This is a genomic window from Paenibacillus mangrovi, from assembly GCF_022898935.1.
Lineage (GTDB): Bacteria > Bacillota > Bacilli > Paenibacillales > Paenibacillaceae > Paenibacillus_AQ > Paenibacillus_AQ mangrovi.
Map to the genome: position 1 here is coordinate 582197 of NZ_JALIRP010000002.1, position 14472 is coordinate 596668.

Sequence of the window (14472 nt, forward strand, 5' to 3'; positions counted from 1 at the left end):
TTGGGAAATGCACTAAACTCCCTCTATGTTCTTTAGATCGACATAGTATCCCTTCCACCAAAACTGTCGATTTCTTCCTTATAAAAAATAAGCCGCCTTCCCGAATGGAAAGACGGCTCAAATATCTCTTGCAGCTGCTTACGACAACTCACTAATCGCTGGAATCGAAGGCTGCGCACCTGAACGCGTAACCGCAATGGATGCAGCCTGCTGGGCCAAATCCACCGCTTCGTCCATTCCTTTACCCGAGCAAATCATGGCGGCCAGCGTGCCCGCAAACGTGTCGCCAGCTGCCGTTGTATCGACGACATTCACCTTGCGTCCTTCTTTATGGACATTGCAGGTGCCGTTATAATACGCGACCCCTTTGTCCCCAAGCGTGATCAGCGGATAGCGGATGCCCTTCGCCCGCAGCAGATCCAGCGCAGCCAAAGCGTCAGCAACGTCATGAATCTCGCGCCCCGTGTAAAACGCAACTTCATGCTCATTCGGTACAAAGTAATCCAATCCCTGTAGAATATCTTCGTCGATCGGCATCGCTGGAGCAGGATTCAGAAAAAACGGAACCTTGCCTTTCACCAGCCGAACGGCTTCATAAACGGATTCGAGCGGAATCTCCAGCTGAAGCAGCACCGCATCGGCCGACAACAGATCTACCTCAAATTGCCGGATATACGCAGGCGTCACCTTCTTATTGGCCCCACCGTCGAGAATGATCGCATTATCCCCTTCACAGACGGTAATCACGGCAACACCAGAGGTGGTGTCAGGTTCAATCGCGATAAAATCGGATTTTACGCCATAGCCGGTCAAGCTTTCAACCAGCGACTTGCCAAACAGATCATCTCCCACTTTACCTAGCAGCCAGGTATCCGTGCCCATTTTGGCGCACGCTACCGCCTGATTGGCTCCCTTGCCACCAGATGACAAAAAGAATTTCTCCCCGTGCATTGTTTCTCCTCTATTTGGAATACGGCTAGTCTCCATCACCATATCCATATTTGCACTGCCTATCACAATAATTTTCATATATATCCTCGATTCAGATTTTTTGGATGTTATACTCGCTCTGTCAACCGAATATCGCGGAAATACGTTCTTGCTGCGCCCAAGGTGGTGACGCCGTACATACCGTAAGCAAATGTGTCGTCTTGATGCTTGATCAATTCTTCGCCATCGATTGCGAGCGTAATTGTGGAACCCTGCGCCGTTACCCTCACATCATACTCGCGATCCAGCTCCCAGACGAACTTGCTCCCAGCCAGCTTTTTATAACCGAAATTGTTGATATACAGGGACACCTCACCGTCTTCGTCCAGGCCGGCATGATACCCGCGCATCGCGCCCTGCGCCCGGACGGCAACCAAATGCGAGAAACCATACTGCGGATTGACCCGGATCGATACCGAATAATCTTTGGCAAAATAATTCCCTGTATAAGCCTCAGCCGGATCGGCCGTCATCAGATACATCGCATCCTGCTCCAGCGACCATGCCCCATGATTATGCGAAAATGGCGTTACGCATCCAAAATTGATCTGCTGTTTAGCAAAATCGATATGGTATTCCGATGGGCCGCTGATGCGGAACTCATCAATAAAAATGCGCCCCATGCTTTTGAACTTGGCCGGCGAATAGGCTTCGAGCACGATCCCGACTTCATCGATCAGTTCGCCTTCGGCATCCGGTATCGTAAATTCGACATGCAACCATTCCTTGTCAACGAGCTTGATATATCCCTGTACCAGCTCCTTTTTGCTTGTAGCGAGCCGGATATACGGAGCAATGCCCATCGCTTCGTTGCCGGACCATTGATCCAGGTAAACCTGCATAGAGACCTTTTGTCCCGGATATGCTTTGGGTGCAAACGTCGGCGAATAACGTTCGTCATTAAATTCATCCCTTGTGTAAAAGGGTTTGTAATACACTTTGGCATTCTGAGGGCGTGCCATCCGGTCAAAAACGATCTCAAGCGAGCCCTTGCCCTGATAGGCCATCTCCTCGGAATGCTTCACCAGGCAGAGAAATGGATCCGAAACCCGGATATTATGCGTTGAGCCCGGCAGTTCAAAATCAAAGTAGATCTCATCTTCCTTATAACTGTCCGTCAACCACTGCGGGCATGGCTCCTTTGCAATGCGGTATCCGAGAATGGAAAGCTCTTTGGCGTATGTCGGGATATCGAGAATGTTCAAAAAACCAGAAATGCCCGACATAACGATCGAATCATTAATCGGCTGGCGGTAATGGTCCGCAATTCCGTCCAGACCGCACGCTACGCCCAGAACCGTTCCTACGTTCCCGGCATTGCAGTCCGTATCCCAACTGCACATTGTCGCAATTTCAACAGTCCGGTTGAAATCACCTTGCCCATAAATCATAGCAAGCACGCAAACACCTGCGTTCGGAATGATATGGCATACGCCTGTATATTTGTCGTAGCCCCAATCGCGCTCCAGCATTTCCCGGCAGGCACGAAAATCATCCGGATGTTCTTTATGGAAATCCAGCACGGCATGCGCCACTTTCGAATACGTAGATTCCGCCGGAATTTGCGCTAGTCCTTCCGCAATGATCTCTTTGATATTACTTGTTTCAAATGCTTTGGATATCGCCGCACAGAAAAACCGTGCCCCCAGCACACCTTCCCCGTCATGGGAAACCCGGGCTGCCGCCTCGCCCAGATCAGCCGCCTTTTTCGGGTTCCCAGGGGTGATCAGTCCCCATGTATCGATAAAAATCTGACCTCCGATCTGCTCTGCTACGATTAATCCGTTTTGCGGAATGGAGCCGGACTGCGGCGCTGGAATGCCATGCTTCAAATTGATGTATACGGTATGTTCCGTACTTACGCCATATCCGCCCCACCAGAACATCCCGATGCCTTCCCGGGAATAGTTAAGCCAAGCACGCGCCACATCATTTGGCGTGATGTCTCGGTCTTTCGCATCATCATACAACGCTCTCAGAAAATAATACGGTCCATTGGCGTCATCATCCGCCGCAAAATTTTTGAACGGTTTGACATAGTCCTTAATATCGCCGTACGTTTGATATATTCTTTCATACGTCCAGTGAGTCGGTTCCACCGGAGCCCCCAGACGGATGCCCACATTCATACCCAAATAACCGGCGTACACTTTTTCTACATAATTAGAAGGAATCATCGCTGTTATGCACCACCTAATTGAATATTGTTCATATATTCCCTACGTGCTTCCTGTTCTTTCAGATCCTTACGGATCATAGAGGCGGCCGTTTCCGTAAAAATGCCGCACTGCTTGTCGATCTCCTGCTTGTTGATTTCTTCAATGGCCCGGATTTCATCGGCCGGTATCGCCTGTACGCCATGCATCGCGCCCAGAATCGCGCCGATCATGACCCCGATGGAATCGGTATCCCTTCCCGAACTGACGCCATCCTTAACCGCCTCCGTCAAATCTCCTTCATGCAATACGATATAGGCTAACGCCAGCGGCAGCTCTTCAATCGCAAACAGCCGGCTTGGCGTATAGTGATTCGAAGGGATGCCGACCTTGTCGATACTGCGGTTGACGTCATCTCCCATGGGAGAATATTTCTTGATCATTTCATGGAAATACCGTACGACCGTATCGCGGTCCTGTTTCATAGGACGAAGAACTTTGGCGGCCGCGCATATATCGGTTATCGCCTCTTTCGTGCCATCTTTCGCATATACCAGCGCCGTCTCCACGATCTCCTCCACCGTGACTCCCGGCTCGAACGCTTTGGCCACACAGCAGGCCATGACCGCTGCCGCTTCCAGCCCATAGCTGACCTGATGTCCGGATGCGAATAAAATCGCTTCGTCATAGGCCGCTTTCGGATTGCAGGCATTGACGATGCCCACCGGTGCAATATACATCGCCGCCCCGCAGTTGACCATATTGCCGTATCCGCCTTCGCGCGGTTCGCAGTTCGCCAGTACATGCCGGGTAAATATATGTTTTTCGGGATAAAACAGCCTGTCTATAATGAGGGCTTCCTTGCCGAACTCTGGAATATAACGCGGCCGGAAGGCAATTTCCTTCACGAATTCATTAGCCAGATCATATGCGTCCAAATGGCGCTTTTCCGTATCGTATACCTTCATGAGTGCCAGCGTCATGAGCGTATCGTCGGTGACGATGCCAAACCCTCTCATACGCCCGAGTCTCGTTGTTTCCGGAAGTTCCGACTTCCACCACCTCTGCTGCGTGGTTTCTACTCTGCCATATTTCTCTTGAATGTCCTTGTATGTCAGCTTCTCAACAACCGCGCCCATCGCATCGCCATATGCGGTTCCGAAAACGACGCCTTTGACCCGGTCTGCAAAAGAAATCACCTGGCTTTCACTCCTTTATACGAAAAATGCAGAAATTTGGCGGGGGCTTTATATGGCTCTTCGCCAGCCTAAGCCCCGCGCCTGACAGTTCAATTATTTGATGATTTCATTCGCTTTGGCGGTCAAATCACCACCGCCCGCAGCGTTCCAGTCCTGAACGAATTGGTCAAACTTGTCGATGGATATTTTGCCTGTCACCACATTCGCAGCAAATTCTTTGTATACGGACATTGCCGCGTCAGATTTGGCCTGCATATCTTCCGGAATAATAAATGCGTTATCCTTGGTCGATTTGGACGCTACCAGGTCCAGCGATTTCGTAGCCGCTTCGGACAGGAATGGCGTCGATGGGTCGAATTCATGGTCCGGCTTGAAGCTTACGTTGTTGCCTACGAAACGTGCATACCACTCGGCGTATTTATCCGTAAATTTGATTTTGTCGTTTTCAATGTTGTAATGCTCGCCTTCAATCCCCAGCTTCTCCAGCATTTGTCCTTTTGGACTGGCCAGAAATTCCAAGACGGCAAAGGCCATGTCTTTGTTCTTGGACACGCTGGAAATTGCGATGCCGCGGCTTTCTTTGCTGACATCGATCGGAAGGTAACCTTCACCTACACCTTTAGCCGGCGGCAGCGGCATCACGGTAGCGTCTTTTCCGTTCTGCGAAACCGATTTGCTGTTATACATGTCGATAACTTTGCCCTGCGTTCCAGCGATCACGGCCGCTTGTCCGTCATAAAACGCTTTTTCCTTCGTATCCCATTTCTTGGTCAGAAACTCCGGATCAAGCAGCCCTTCTTTATACAGCTTCGCATAAAATTCCAATTTGTCTTTTTCGAATTTCGTCGTTCTGCCAAATACGTATTTGCCGTCATCTCCCTTAAGCCAGGTTGAGGTGAGGCCAAACGCCTGGGCGAATACGGCATCCAACTCGTCCAGATCCCCAGGTACCGTGTAAGCAAACTTGGCGCCGTTTTTCTCTTTCGCTTCTTTGAAGAAATTGTAGTAGTTATCAATGCTCGGATTTTCCAGAAGCGTCTTGCCAGAAGACGTTTTAATGAAAAAGTCCTGGCGTACGACCGGTACCTTGGTTGTTGTCGGCGACAACCATACCAGGTACGGATAATTTTTGGTACGCTCCTGATTGTAAGGGTCCATCGCCGCCTTCACATAAGTCGATTTTTCAATGTACGGCGTCAGATCCTCCAAAATCTTCTGTGTGATAGCAAACTGGTAATCGCCGCCCTGGAAGTAGATCAAATCCGGAATTGTGCCGCTTTGCAGCAGGAGTCCCAATTTCTCGGAGTACGTACCGCTTTGCACGGGAACGAATTCCAGCTTTACGTTTTTGCCTTCCGCCTTCATCCCCTCTTCAACGGCTTTGATCCATGGATCGTCCGCAGTCATATCTTTATAAACAATGCTGATTGTAACCGGTTCCCCATTTCCCGAATCTGAGCTTCCCGGCGTCTCTGCCGCGGTTTCTTTTCCTCCTGAACCGCAAGCCGTCGTAAGAATCATAAGTACCGCCATAACCATGACCAACATTTTTTTCACGACTTCAACCTCCCCTTTTTAATAGCCTATCTATTATTCTTTGACGCCGCCTTCCATCACTCCGCTGGTATAGTACTTGAGAATAATGGGATACAGCAAAAGAATCGGAACCATGGCGACCACGATGGTAGCCGCTTTTAATGCATTGAAATCCAGCTGCGCCACATTGCTGTTCTTGAGCAGCTCTGTAATCCCCACAAGGGTTGAGGTGTCCCGCTCGACGACAAATTGTCTTAGCAGCACCTGCAGCACCGTCTTGTTTGGACTGGACAGGAAAATGCTCGATTTGAAAAACTCATTCCATTTGGCAATGGCATAAAACATGCCGATGGTAAGCAGCGGTATCCGGGACAAGGGCAGCACGATTCGGACAAATACGCGCAAATGCCCTGCTCCGTCGATTTTGGCGGCTTCCATTAATGATTCCGGAATTTCCTCGATAAAACGCATCATAATGACGAGATAAAATACGTTGATCATCCGGTACAAGACCATAGACCACAGGCTGTCGAGCAGATGCAGATCCTTCATAACGAAATATTCCTGCACGTAACCGGGTTCAAAAATCATAATGATGATCAGAAAAATCATGATCGGCGTTTTGCCGACTAGATTTTTTCGGGTCAGCACATAGGCGGTAATCGTAGTAAGAAACAGACTGAAGCAGGTGCCGACGATCGTAATAAACAGCGAATTGCCAATGGCTTGTCCGACAATCGGGTTGCTCAGCACCACCTGGAAGTTAATCAGCGAGAATCCTTTTGGAATGACGCCAAGTCCGGTCAACTCATGCACCTTGTCAGGATGGGAAAAGGCTCTGGCGAAAATATTGATAACCGGGATAAACATCACCAGCGTAATCAAACTGAGCACCAGTCCGATAGCCAGCTTGGGCAGCGTGAATTTTTTACCTACCACTTGATTACCTCCCCTACCAAGCGCCTTTGCCGGTCATTTTTTTCGATAAGAAATGAGTGGACAGAACCAAAATCACGCCGATGACGCTCTTGAACAAATTCGCGGCGGTAGCCAAGGAATATTGGCCGTTCAAGAGACCCATGCGATACACGAAGGTATCGATAATATCGATGTGACTGGCGACGGAATCGTTCGTAAAGTTCAGGATTTGATCCAGTCCCGCGTTCATGATAAAGCCGATATTCAAGATAAAAATCGTTACCATTGGAATAAACAGATGCGGCAGAACAATCCGAGTCACGATATGCCAGCGTCCGGCGCCATCCACGCGCGCCGCTTCATACAGCGTAGGGCTGATGCCAATGATCGCCGCCAAATAAATGATGGAATCCCATCCCATGCTGCGCCATGCTTCACTCGCAACAAGCACCCAGCGGATGCTGCTCTTCTCTGTCAGAAAATCATGAGGCTGGAATCCGAAAAACGTCAGAATTTGGTTAATGGCTCCGGTCGAAGGCGACAAAAATTCATACCATACACCGGCGATGACAACCCAGGAAAGAAAGTGTGGAAGATAGGATACGACCTGAACCGTTTTCCGGAAACCGCCGTTCATAAACTCATTCAGAGCCAGGGCGAATAAAATCGGAAGCGGGAACAGCAAAAACATCTTCATCGCGCTGATGACCAGCGTATTCACGATAACCTGGGTGAAAATAGGCGTATTAAACAGCTCCTTGAAATGCTTGAAGCCAACAAAAGCATCGTCACCAATAATACGGTAATCGTAAAAAGCAAGCTTCATCTCATAAATCGGCCAAATATGAAAAAGGGTATAAAATACGATGGCCGGCAGCAGCATCAGATACAGGATTTTATCGGCCCGGATTTGCTTGAGCTTGGAAGGCCTTGGGTCAGCGGGCAGCGTTCTCACCCTGCTCATACCTCCACCTCCAGCTCCATTAGCGGCGCATGCTGCTGCGCTCCATAAACGTCGCGGTCCAGGAATGAACCGGAAGACACGCCACGGGCAAAGGTAACTTTAAACCCCAAGGCTTGATCGAAAAAAACGATTTGCGTAATCTCCTCAGGCGCAATATTGTACAGCTCGGAAATCGTTTCTTTGTTGATGACCCCGGACTGTTTGATCTTGTTGTACGTTACGGCATTGTCAAACAGGGTATCTACCGTGATTTCGAAAGGGCCGCTGTTTTTGCTGCGCAGCACGGCGGCAGCATCGTATAACTTCATCTCGATCCCCCCTGAATGAATTCGCAGGTGAACATTTCAAGCGCATCACGGGTTTCCATCAAATGATAAACGGAAAATTCATAGACGGCACCAAACGGCACATCGCTCGGGGCAAACGGAAAAGCGAGATTTCCCGCCGTTGCTTTCCGTCCCTCGTAACCGTAATGCAGGAAGGTGGAACGGGCCGAGCTGCAGATCATATCGGCCAGCTCCTGGGTTTTCGCCACGACATCGATCACGATTCCTAGCTCATGGCCTGGCGTCGGTGTAGGTTCAAGCTGTCCCATGACGCCGTTTAAGCCGTAATTGATAAAACGAATCTGGTAATCGTTTTCAGAAATATCATCGAAATACTCTTGGACCTGCTGCTTGACGAGTTCCTCCACTTCTTCGATTCTCGTAATCAGCAGAGGATCGCGGACGCCGGCGACGACAAACGTGCGGTAAGCGGTTCTCGCCGCCCCTTCGAGCTTGATTTTATAGATCGGCGTTTCATGGACTCTACTGCCCCGAACTTCGACACTGCCGTCTCCGTGTTCCGTGAATGTGCATTTCTCTAGATCGAGTATCAATCCCGGTCCATGCAGCAAATACGGATGATCCTTTTCGTAGAACGTGTGCGCCGCTACCGAGATGGTCGTACATTTCCGCTTGTCGTTCAGCGGCTTGACGATAAAGGAATCTTTCTTCAAAATGCCGAGCATAGAGTCCTTGGTCGTTCCGGGATCGGCACATAACGCTGCACATTCGAGGATTTTCCCGAGATGATAGGATAAGGCCGTATCAAAACCGTTATGGATGGCTGCCGCCGCAAACGGCGACGGATCATAGGCCCGTCCGCAAATAATGATGTCAGCCCCAGCCTCCAGCGCTTTGACGATCGGCTCATGGCCCATTTGAGCCACAATGCGGGTTGTCGCTTCAAGCCTTTCCTCCGTAAGTGGCTTAACCGTCATATTCAGCGGCTCGCATTGGCCGGCCGCCAGACTGGCCTTCACCGCCTCATGGGGAATATCCGCCCAGATGATCGCGATGTTCAAATCGCTAAGCCCATGCTCTTTCACGATTTCCATCACGATCGACTGCGTCCATTCCACATGAATCCGGGCGCCGCTGCCGCCAGCTGAGCCGATAATTACCGGGATCCCGGCAGCGGCTCCGGCCGTAATCATCAGCTCTAGATCTTTTTTGCAGGCCTGTCTACTGACGATGGCCGTCCCTGCACCCAGCTTATGCGGTCCGGCATCCGTCGATCCGGCATCAACGACTATGGCGTCCGGTTTATGCTCCATGCCTTTCTGAAATGAAGCTTTCGGAAATCCATACCCGAGCATGCCGCACGGTGCTAAAACTTTGTATTCCTCCATGTTCATCTGTGCCTCCCTATTATGCATTTACATGTATATCCGCATCGTATCTTGATCGGGCAACGACGGCTGCGCTCCTTCCCTGCTGACGGTAATGCCTGCCGCCAGGGAACCGTAACGGATGGCTTCGATCAAGTCCTTGCCTTCCGCCAACGCCACAATCAGTCCGCTGATAAAGGAATCGCTCGCCGCCGTTGTATCCACCGCCTGAAAATCCGCTGCATCGAAGTACTGCTTCGTATCCGCATTGACAAGCAGGCAGCCTTTTTCACCCAGCGTCACAATGACGTTTTGATAGTTCATGTTCAGCAGTTGATACGCTTTTTCCTCAATGTTTTGCCCGCCCGGTAGCATCAACGCCAGCTCAGTTTCATTGGGAACGATCAGGAAACCTTCCTCAAAGTTGTCGAAATTGAAATTATGCGCAGGTGCGGGTTTGATGATGAGTTTGACGTTTTTGCGTTTGCAGATACTCGCCACATAATGGATCGTGTCCGCCGGAATCTCCATCTGCACCAGACAGTACGACACCTCGTCAAAAATCCATTCCACGCTTTGCACTTGCTCCCGGCTTAATCTGGAATTGGCCCCGGGGTTCACGACGATGTTGTTTTCCCCTTTGTCGGACACGTGGATATAGGCATTCCCCGTCGGCAGCAGCTCGTCGAAGATAACCCCGCTTGCATCCACGCCGTTTTTGATCAAGCTATTGTACAGCTCCCGGCCGTACAGGTCGTTTCCAACCCTGCCGATCATGTACACCTTTCCCCCCAGCTTGCCCGCGCCGACCGCCTGATTCGCCCCCTTACCGCCGGCAGCGTTTTTGACATCCTGAGCCAATATCGTCTCCCCTACCTTCGGGATATGCGGTACCCGCATGATGATGTCCATATTCAAGCTGCCTACAATGGAGATTTTCTCTTTTGGCGTCAGATCGATATGAAGCGGTGCAGCCACGCTGTCACGAAAAATGATCGAAGGCTGGAACACCTGCTTCTTTCCCTTTTCCTGGTTCCGGATTTGGTCAAGCAAGGCCATCACCGCCGCAAAACCGCTTTTATAAAACGGGAACTGCACCGAGCTGAGCGTCGGAATGACTAGCTTGCAGATATCCGAATCGCCAAAACCGATAACCGAAAGCGCCTCCGGAATCCGAATCGCTTGCTCGGCCGCCGCCGCATAGACACCGCATGCGATTACGTCGCTGCCGGTTGCGATCGCTGTCGCCCCCATGGACAAAAGCTGCTTGGCACCTTCGTATCCACCTGACTTCTCGCTGCCGGATGCGCTTTCAAAAATAAGACTTTTATCGAAGTTGATGTGGTTTTCATACAGCGCCTTTTTATACCCTTCGAACTTGGCAAGCTCGGGCGCATGATCTAAAGGACCGCCAATAAAACCGATCCGCTCGTGCCCTTGCTCGGCCAAACACTGAACAGCCATATACATCCCCTGCTCAAAATCGAGCACCAGATGCTGCGCGTCCGGCCCACCTTCTTGATGATCCACAACCACGATCGGCCAATCCTCTCCGGCCAAGGCCATCGGCGTTTCCTGTTTACGCCCCGAACCCGAATTCGGCACAAACACGATACCTTCCGCATTGCGGTCCCGGAGCATTTTAAAATAACGTTTCTCCTTTGACTCGAGACCATCCGTATGGCATACAATCAGACTCATTTCTTCTTGATATGCCGCAGCTTCAGCTCCCCGGATCCACTCCTTACCGGCAACCTCGCCCGATGAAATCACAAGTCCGATCGTGTCGCTTTTCGCCCCCATCCGCTTGACGACTTTACGGTACGGGATATAGTTGTAGTCGCTGATCACCTTGTTAATCTTGGCCCTCGTCTCTTCGCTGATATCCTGATCCTTGTTGTTCAGCACTTTGGAAACGGTTGCAATTGACACCCCTGCAAGTCTCGCTATATCTTTGATCGTTACGGTGCTTGAACCCGAAGATTCTGAAGGACTATACCATTTATCCATCCTACGACCTCTTTTTATTCAACTGTAAATCAATCTCATAATGTCAAATTGATTCCTGTAAAATGATTTGCGATGAACGGCTCAACCGGTGTAGTCTTGAAATCTAACCGATGAGCCTTATTAGATTCTTAAAGTCATCCTGCCTGCGTGTCTTGTTCTAAAGATGTGATGTTTGAGAGATGAGTTAGTCTTTTCTTGGTGGGAAGTTGTCTAAGAAGAAGTGAGTTTTGTCTTGTCTCGATGGTGAGTTTTGTCGTGAAGTGAATTTGTTGCTTTGATGGCCAGTATGTCTAAGGCGAGGTAAGTAAATCTGAGCTGAGTTGTCGAATTGTTGGAAAAGTGGTGGCGAAACTATTTTAGTAAAATGATTTCGTGACACCAAATTAGCATGAAAAATATGCCGTGTCAATCATTTTCTTTGTATAAATTCGAGTGAATCCGATGAAAAGACTAGTGGCATCATTGATAACACAGAGGATCAAAAGGCACTGACTGACATTTTAAACAATTCACCTCTTCTTATCGGAAATGAGACTGTAGATTACTACCGCGTATTAAAGGTTACAAAAAGTACGGAAACGAATTATCTCTTGAATTTGAAGGGGACGGTAGGTTTTTTAAAGTCGTTGACACTGGAATATTCTTTAAACTCGAGCTAGAAAACAAGCATAAATCGTTGAATATACTCATTGATCGAGTTGAGAAAAAATGATACGAAATAAGAAATAGCTCTGGGCGATATACCCCAGAGCTGTCTTCCGCATCGCAGTGAAAACCGAGCCGATGTCGTAGGTCCGGTTTCTTTTAGCGGGCTGTCCGTTAAAACGAGAGTTTAAGGTTCAGTCTTTCTGCATGTTGGCCGGATCTCATAACGAGGAACGTGCGATTCTTTCACCAGGAGCGACTTTAAGGGGATCGATTTGTACGTTCATTTTTTTGTGGCGTCATTCATTGGAGCATGGACCGTATTCCGTATTCCGTCTTCTGGCGCTTGAGTATAACTACCCCATATGCTTGAAGCTCAATGGACTGATGAGCAGCTACATCACCCAGTACATATGTGTACTCATGCCCATCCAGCTGAACTATTTGGTGACGGTCAGTAAAATTGAGCACGAATACGAAATCCTGTACGCCATCTGTACGAAGTTGAACAGTTACACCTTGTGGCAGCTCCGTATCAAGAACTCGCGAGATTCCTTCCTGTGCAGCCAGACTACGGTAGAAGTCATGATAAAATGGTTTTTCAGCCCGAGCTGCAAGATAATAGGCCCTTCCTTTGCCGAGACGGTTCACGGTTAAAGCAGGCCGGCCAGCATAGAAATCATGTCCATATTCGGCAATCGCCTCTGCGGTCTCCAGATGGATAAGATCGCACATTTCGCGGACTTCGAACTCCCCCTTCAAACCTGATATGGAGCCACTTGTTATCCGGATGGTATTGGCATCACGGTCATGAAGCCCCTCCAGTTCCTCCGACCATATGCCAAGCGCTTTGCGAAGCGGTCCCGGAAATCCGCCAAGGAAACATAAGTCGTTTTCATCGACGATGCTAGACCAATAGGTGGACACGAATATTCCGCCGTTTTCGATAAAACGTTCTATCCGCTCTCCCACGCCAGGGCGGACCATATAAAGCATCGGAGCGATAAGAAGCTTATAAGGCGAAAAATCACAGTCCATATCAATCACATTTACAGGAATACCCATGTCCCAGAACGGCTTATAGTGCATTCTTACCGTTTCTTCATAATTCACGCCGATATTGCGCGGACCTTGAGCCTGCTTAACGGCCCATCGGTTCTCAGTGTCAAAAATAATGGCAACCTGCGGGTGAACCGTCGTTCCGACAATGTCATCCAGCTGCGCCAGCACTTGACCCACCTCTGATACGTCCCGGAAAACACGGGTATGCTCATGTCCGGCATGATCGATCACTGCGCCATGGAATTTTTCGCTAGACCCCCTGCTTTTCCGCCACTGAAAATATTGCACCGAATCCGATCCATGCGCAACGGCCTGCATGGAAGAAAGCATGTGCATACCAGGTCGTTTCAGTTTGCTGACCGGCTGCCAGTTAGTCTGGCTAGGCGTGCTTTCCATTAGTAAGAAAGGTTTTCCGCCCTTGATGGAACGGAACATGTCATGGTTAAGCCCGACCCATGCCGCCAGGTCATGTTCGTCTTTAGTCCCGTGCCAGGTTGGATATGAATCCCAGCAAACGAAGTCGATCACATCGGCGAACTTCCAATAATTGAGACCTTCGAAGGCTTCCATAAAATTGGTCGTCACGGGAAGATGAGGGGCCAGTTCTTTAAGCGGCTTAATTTCATGCTTGTAGAAATCAAGGGTTTGATCGGTCACGAAGCGTCTCCAATCCAGCACAAGCCCGTGAACTTGCGTTTCACCATGTGGAGCCGGAGATTCAATCTGCAGCCAATCCGTATATGTATGACTCCAGAATGTTGTCCACCATGCATGGTTCAGTGCATCAAGTGAACCGTATTTCTGCTTGAGCCAGTTCCGGAATGCGTTCTGGCAATACGCGCAGTGGCATTCTCCCCCGAATTCATTGGAGATATGCCAACCGATCACAGCAGGATGGGCACCGTAGCGTTCTGCCAGCTTTCGGTTGATGATCGCTGTTTTTTCGCGGTAAACCGGCGAGGTAAAGCAGTGATTATGCCGGAATCCATGCAAATTACGGACACGGTTGGCCTCCACACGTAGTACCTCCGGATATTTGGAGGACATCCAAGCCGGTCGTGCCCCGCTCGGTGTGGCAAGGAAAGCATAGATGCCGTTCTCTGCAAAGCTGTCCAGCAGCCGATCCATCCATTCGAACGTAAATACACCTTCTTCCGGTTCTAAACTGGACCAGGAGAAAATTCCTACAGACATGACATTACAGACGGCATGTTTCATTAATCGGATATCTTCATGCAGTATGTCCGGATATTGCAGCCACTGTTCCGGATTATAGTCCGCACCATGAAGCATATGAGCAATTTTTGTAACCGGTAGGTGAGAAGTCGCCATATTGAA

The 14472-nt window shown here is 49.6% G+C and carries 10 protein-coding genes; all 10 read right to left on the reverse strand.

What is annotated here, in order from left to right; all coding sequences use genetic code 11:
- Window positions 1–138: 138 nt before the first annotated feature.
- Entirely contained in the window at window positions 139–1029 is an 891-nt protein-coding gene (gene rbsK / locus MUG84_RS07315; protein WP_244722595.1) for a ribokinase, read from the reverse strand.
- A 29-nt stretch (window positions 1030–1058) separates the two neighbouring features.
- The gene (locus MUG84_RS07320) at window positions 1059–3167 is read right to left on the reverse strand and encodes an ADP-ribosylglycohydrolase family protein (protein ID WP_244722599.1); all 2109 of its coding nucleotides are present in this window, start codon (window positions 3165–3167) and stop codon (window positions 1059–1061) included.
- A gap of 5 nt (window positions 3168–3172) precedes the next feature.
- Window positions 3173–4345 carry an ADP-ribosylglycohydrolase family protein gene (locus tag MUG84_RS07325; protein ID WP_244722612.1) on the reverse strand — a complete coding sequence of 391 codons (1173 nt, stop codon included), beginning with the start codon at window positions 4343–4345 and terminating at the stop codon, window positions 3173–3175.
- Window positions 4346–4438: 93 nt separating this feature from the next.
- Window positions 4439–5893, reverse strand: coding sequence for an extracellular solute-binding protein (locus tag MUG84_RS07330; RefSeq protein ID WP_244723366.1), 1455 nt, complete (start codon window positions 5891–5893; stop codon window positions 4439–4441).
- 42 nt (window positions 5894–5935) lie between these two features.
- Window positions 5936–6820: a carbohydrate ABC transporter permease gene (locus MUG84_RS07335; RefSeq protein ID WP_244722615.1), complete on the reverse strand. Its 885-nt coding sequence runs from the start codon at window positions 6818–6820 to the stop codon at window positions 5936–5938.
- Window positions 6821–6833: 13 nt separating this feature from the next.
- Window positions 6834–7763 (reverse strand): ABC transporter permease, encoded by a 930-nt coding sequence (locus tag MUG84_RS07340; RefSeq protein ID WP_244722618.1) that lies wholly within the window; start codon window positions 7761–7763, stop codon window positions 6834–6836.
- A complete protein-coding gene (locus MUG84_RS07345; protein WP_244722635.1) occupies window positions 7760–8071 on the reverse strand; it encodes a DUF4387 domain-containing protein in 312 nt (103 codons plus the stop codon). Before MUG84_RS07345 ends, MUG84_RS07340 begins: the two co-directional genes overlap by 4 nt.
- Entirely contained in the window at window positions 8068–9444 is a 1377-nt protein-coding gene (locus tag MUG84_RS07350; RefSeq protein ID WP_244722639.1) for an acyclic terpene utilization AtuA family protein, read from the reverse strand. The genes MUG84_RS07345 and MUG84_RS07350 overlap by 4 nt, the downstream gene beginning before the upstream one ends.
- Before the next feature lie 21 nt (window positions 9445–9465).
- Window positions 9466–11427, reverse strand: coding sequence for a ribokinase (gene rbsK, locus MUG84_RS07355; RefSeq protein ID WP_244722642.1), 1962 nt, complete (start codon window positions 11425–11427; stop codon window positions 9466–9468).
- A gap of 948 nt (window positions 11428–12375) precedes the next feature.
- Window positions 12376–14466, reverse strand: coding sequence for a beta-galactosidase (locus tag MUG84_RS07360; RefSeq protein WP_244722645.1), 2091 nt, complete (start codon window positions 14464–14466; stop codon window positions 12376–12378).
- Window positions 14467–14472 lie beyond the last annotated feature (6 nt).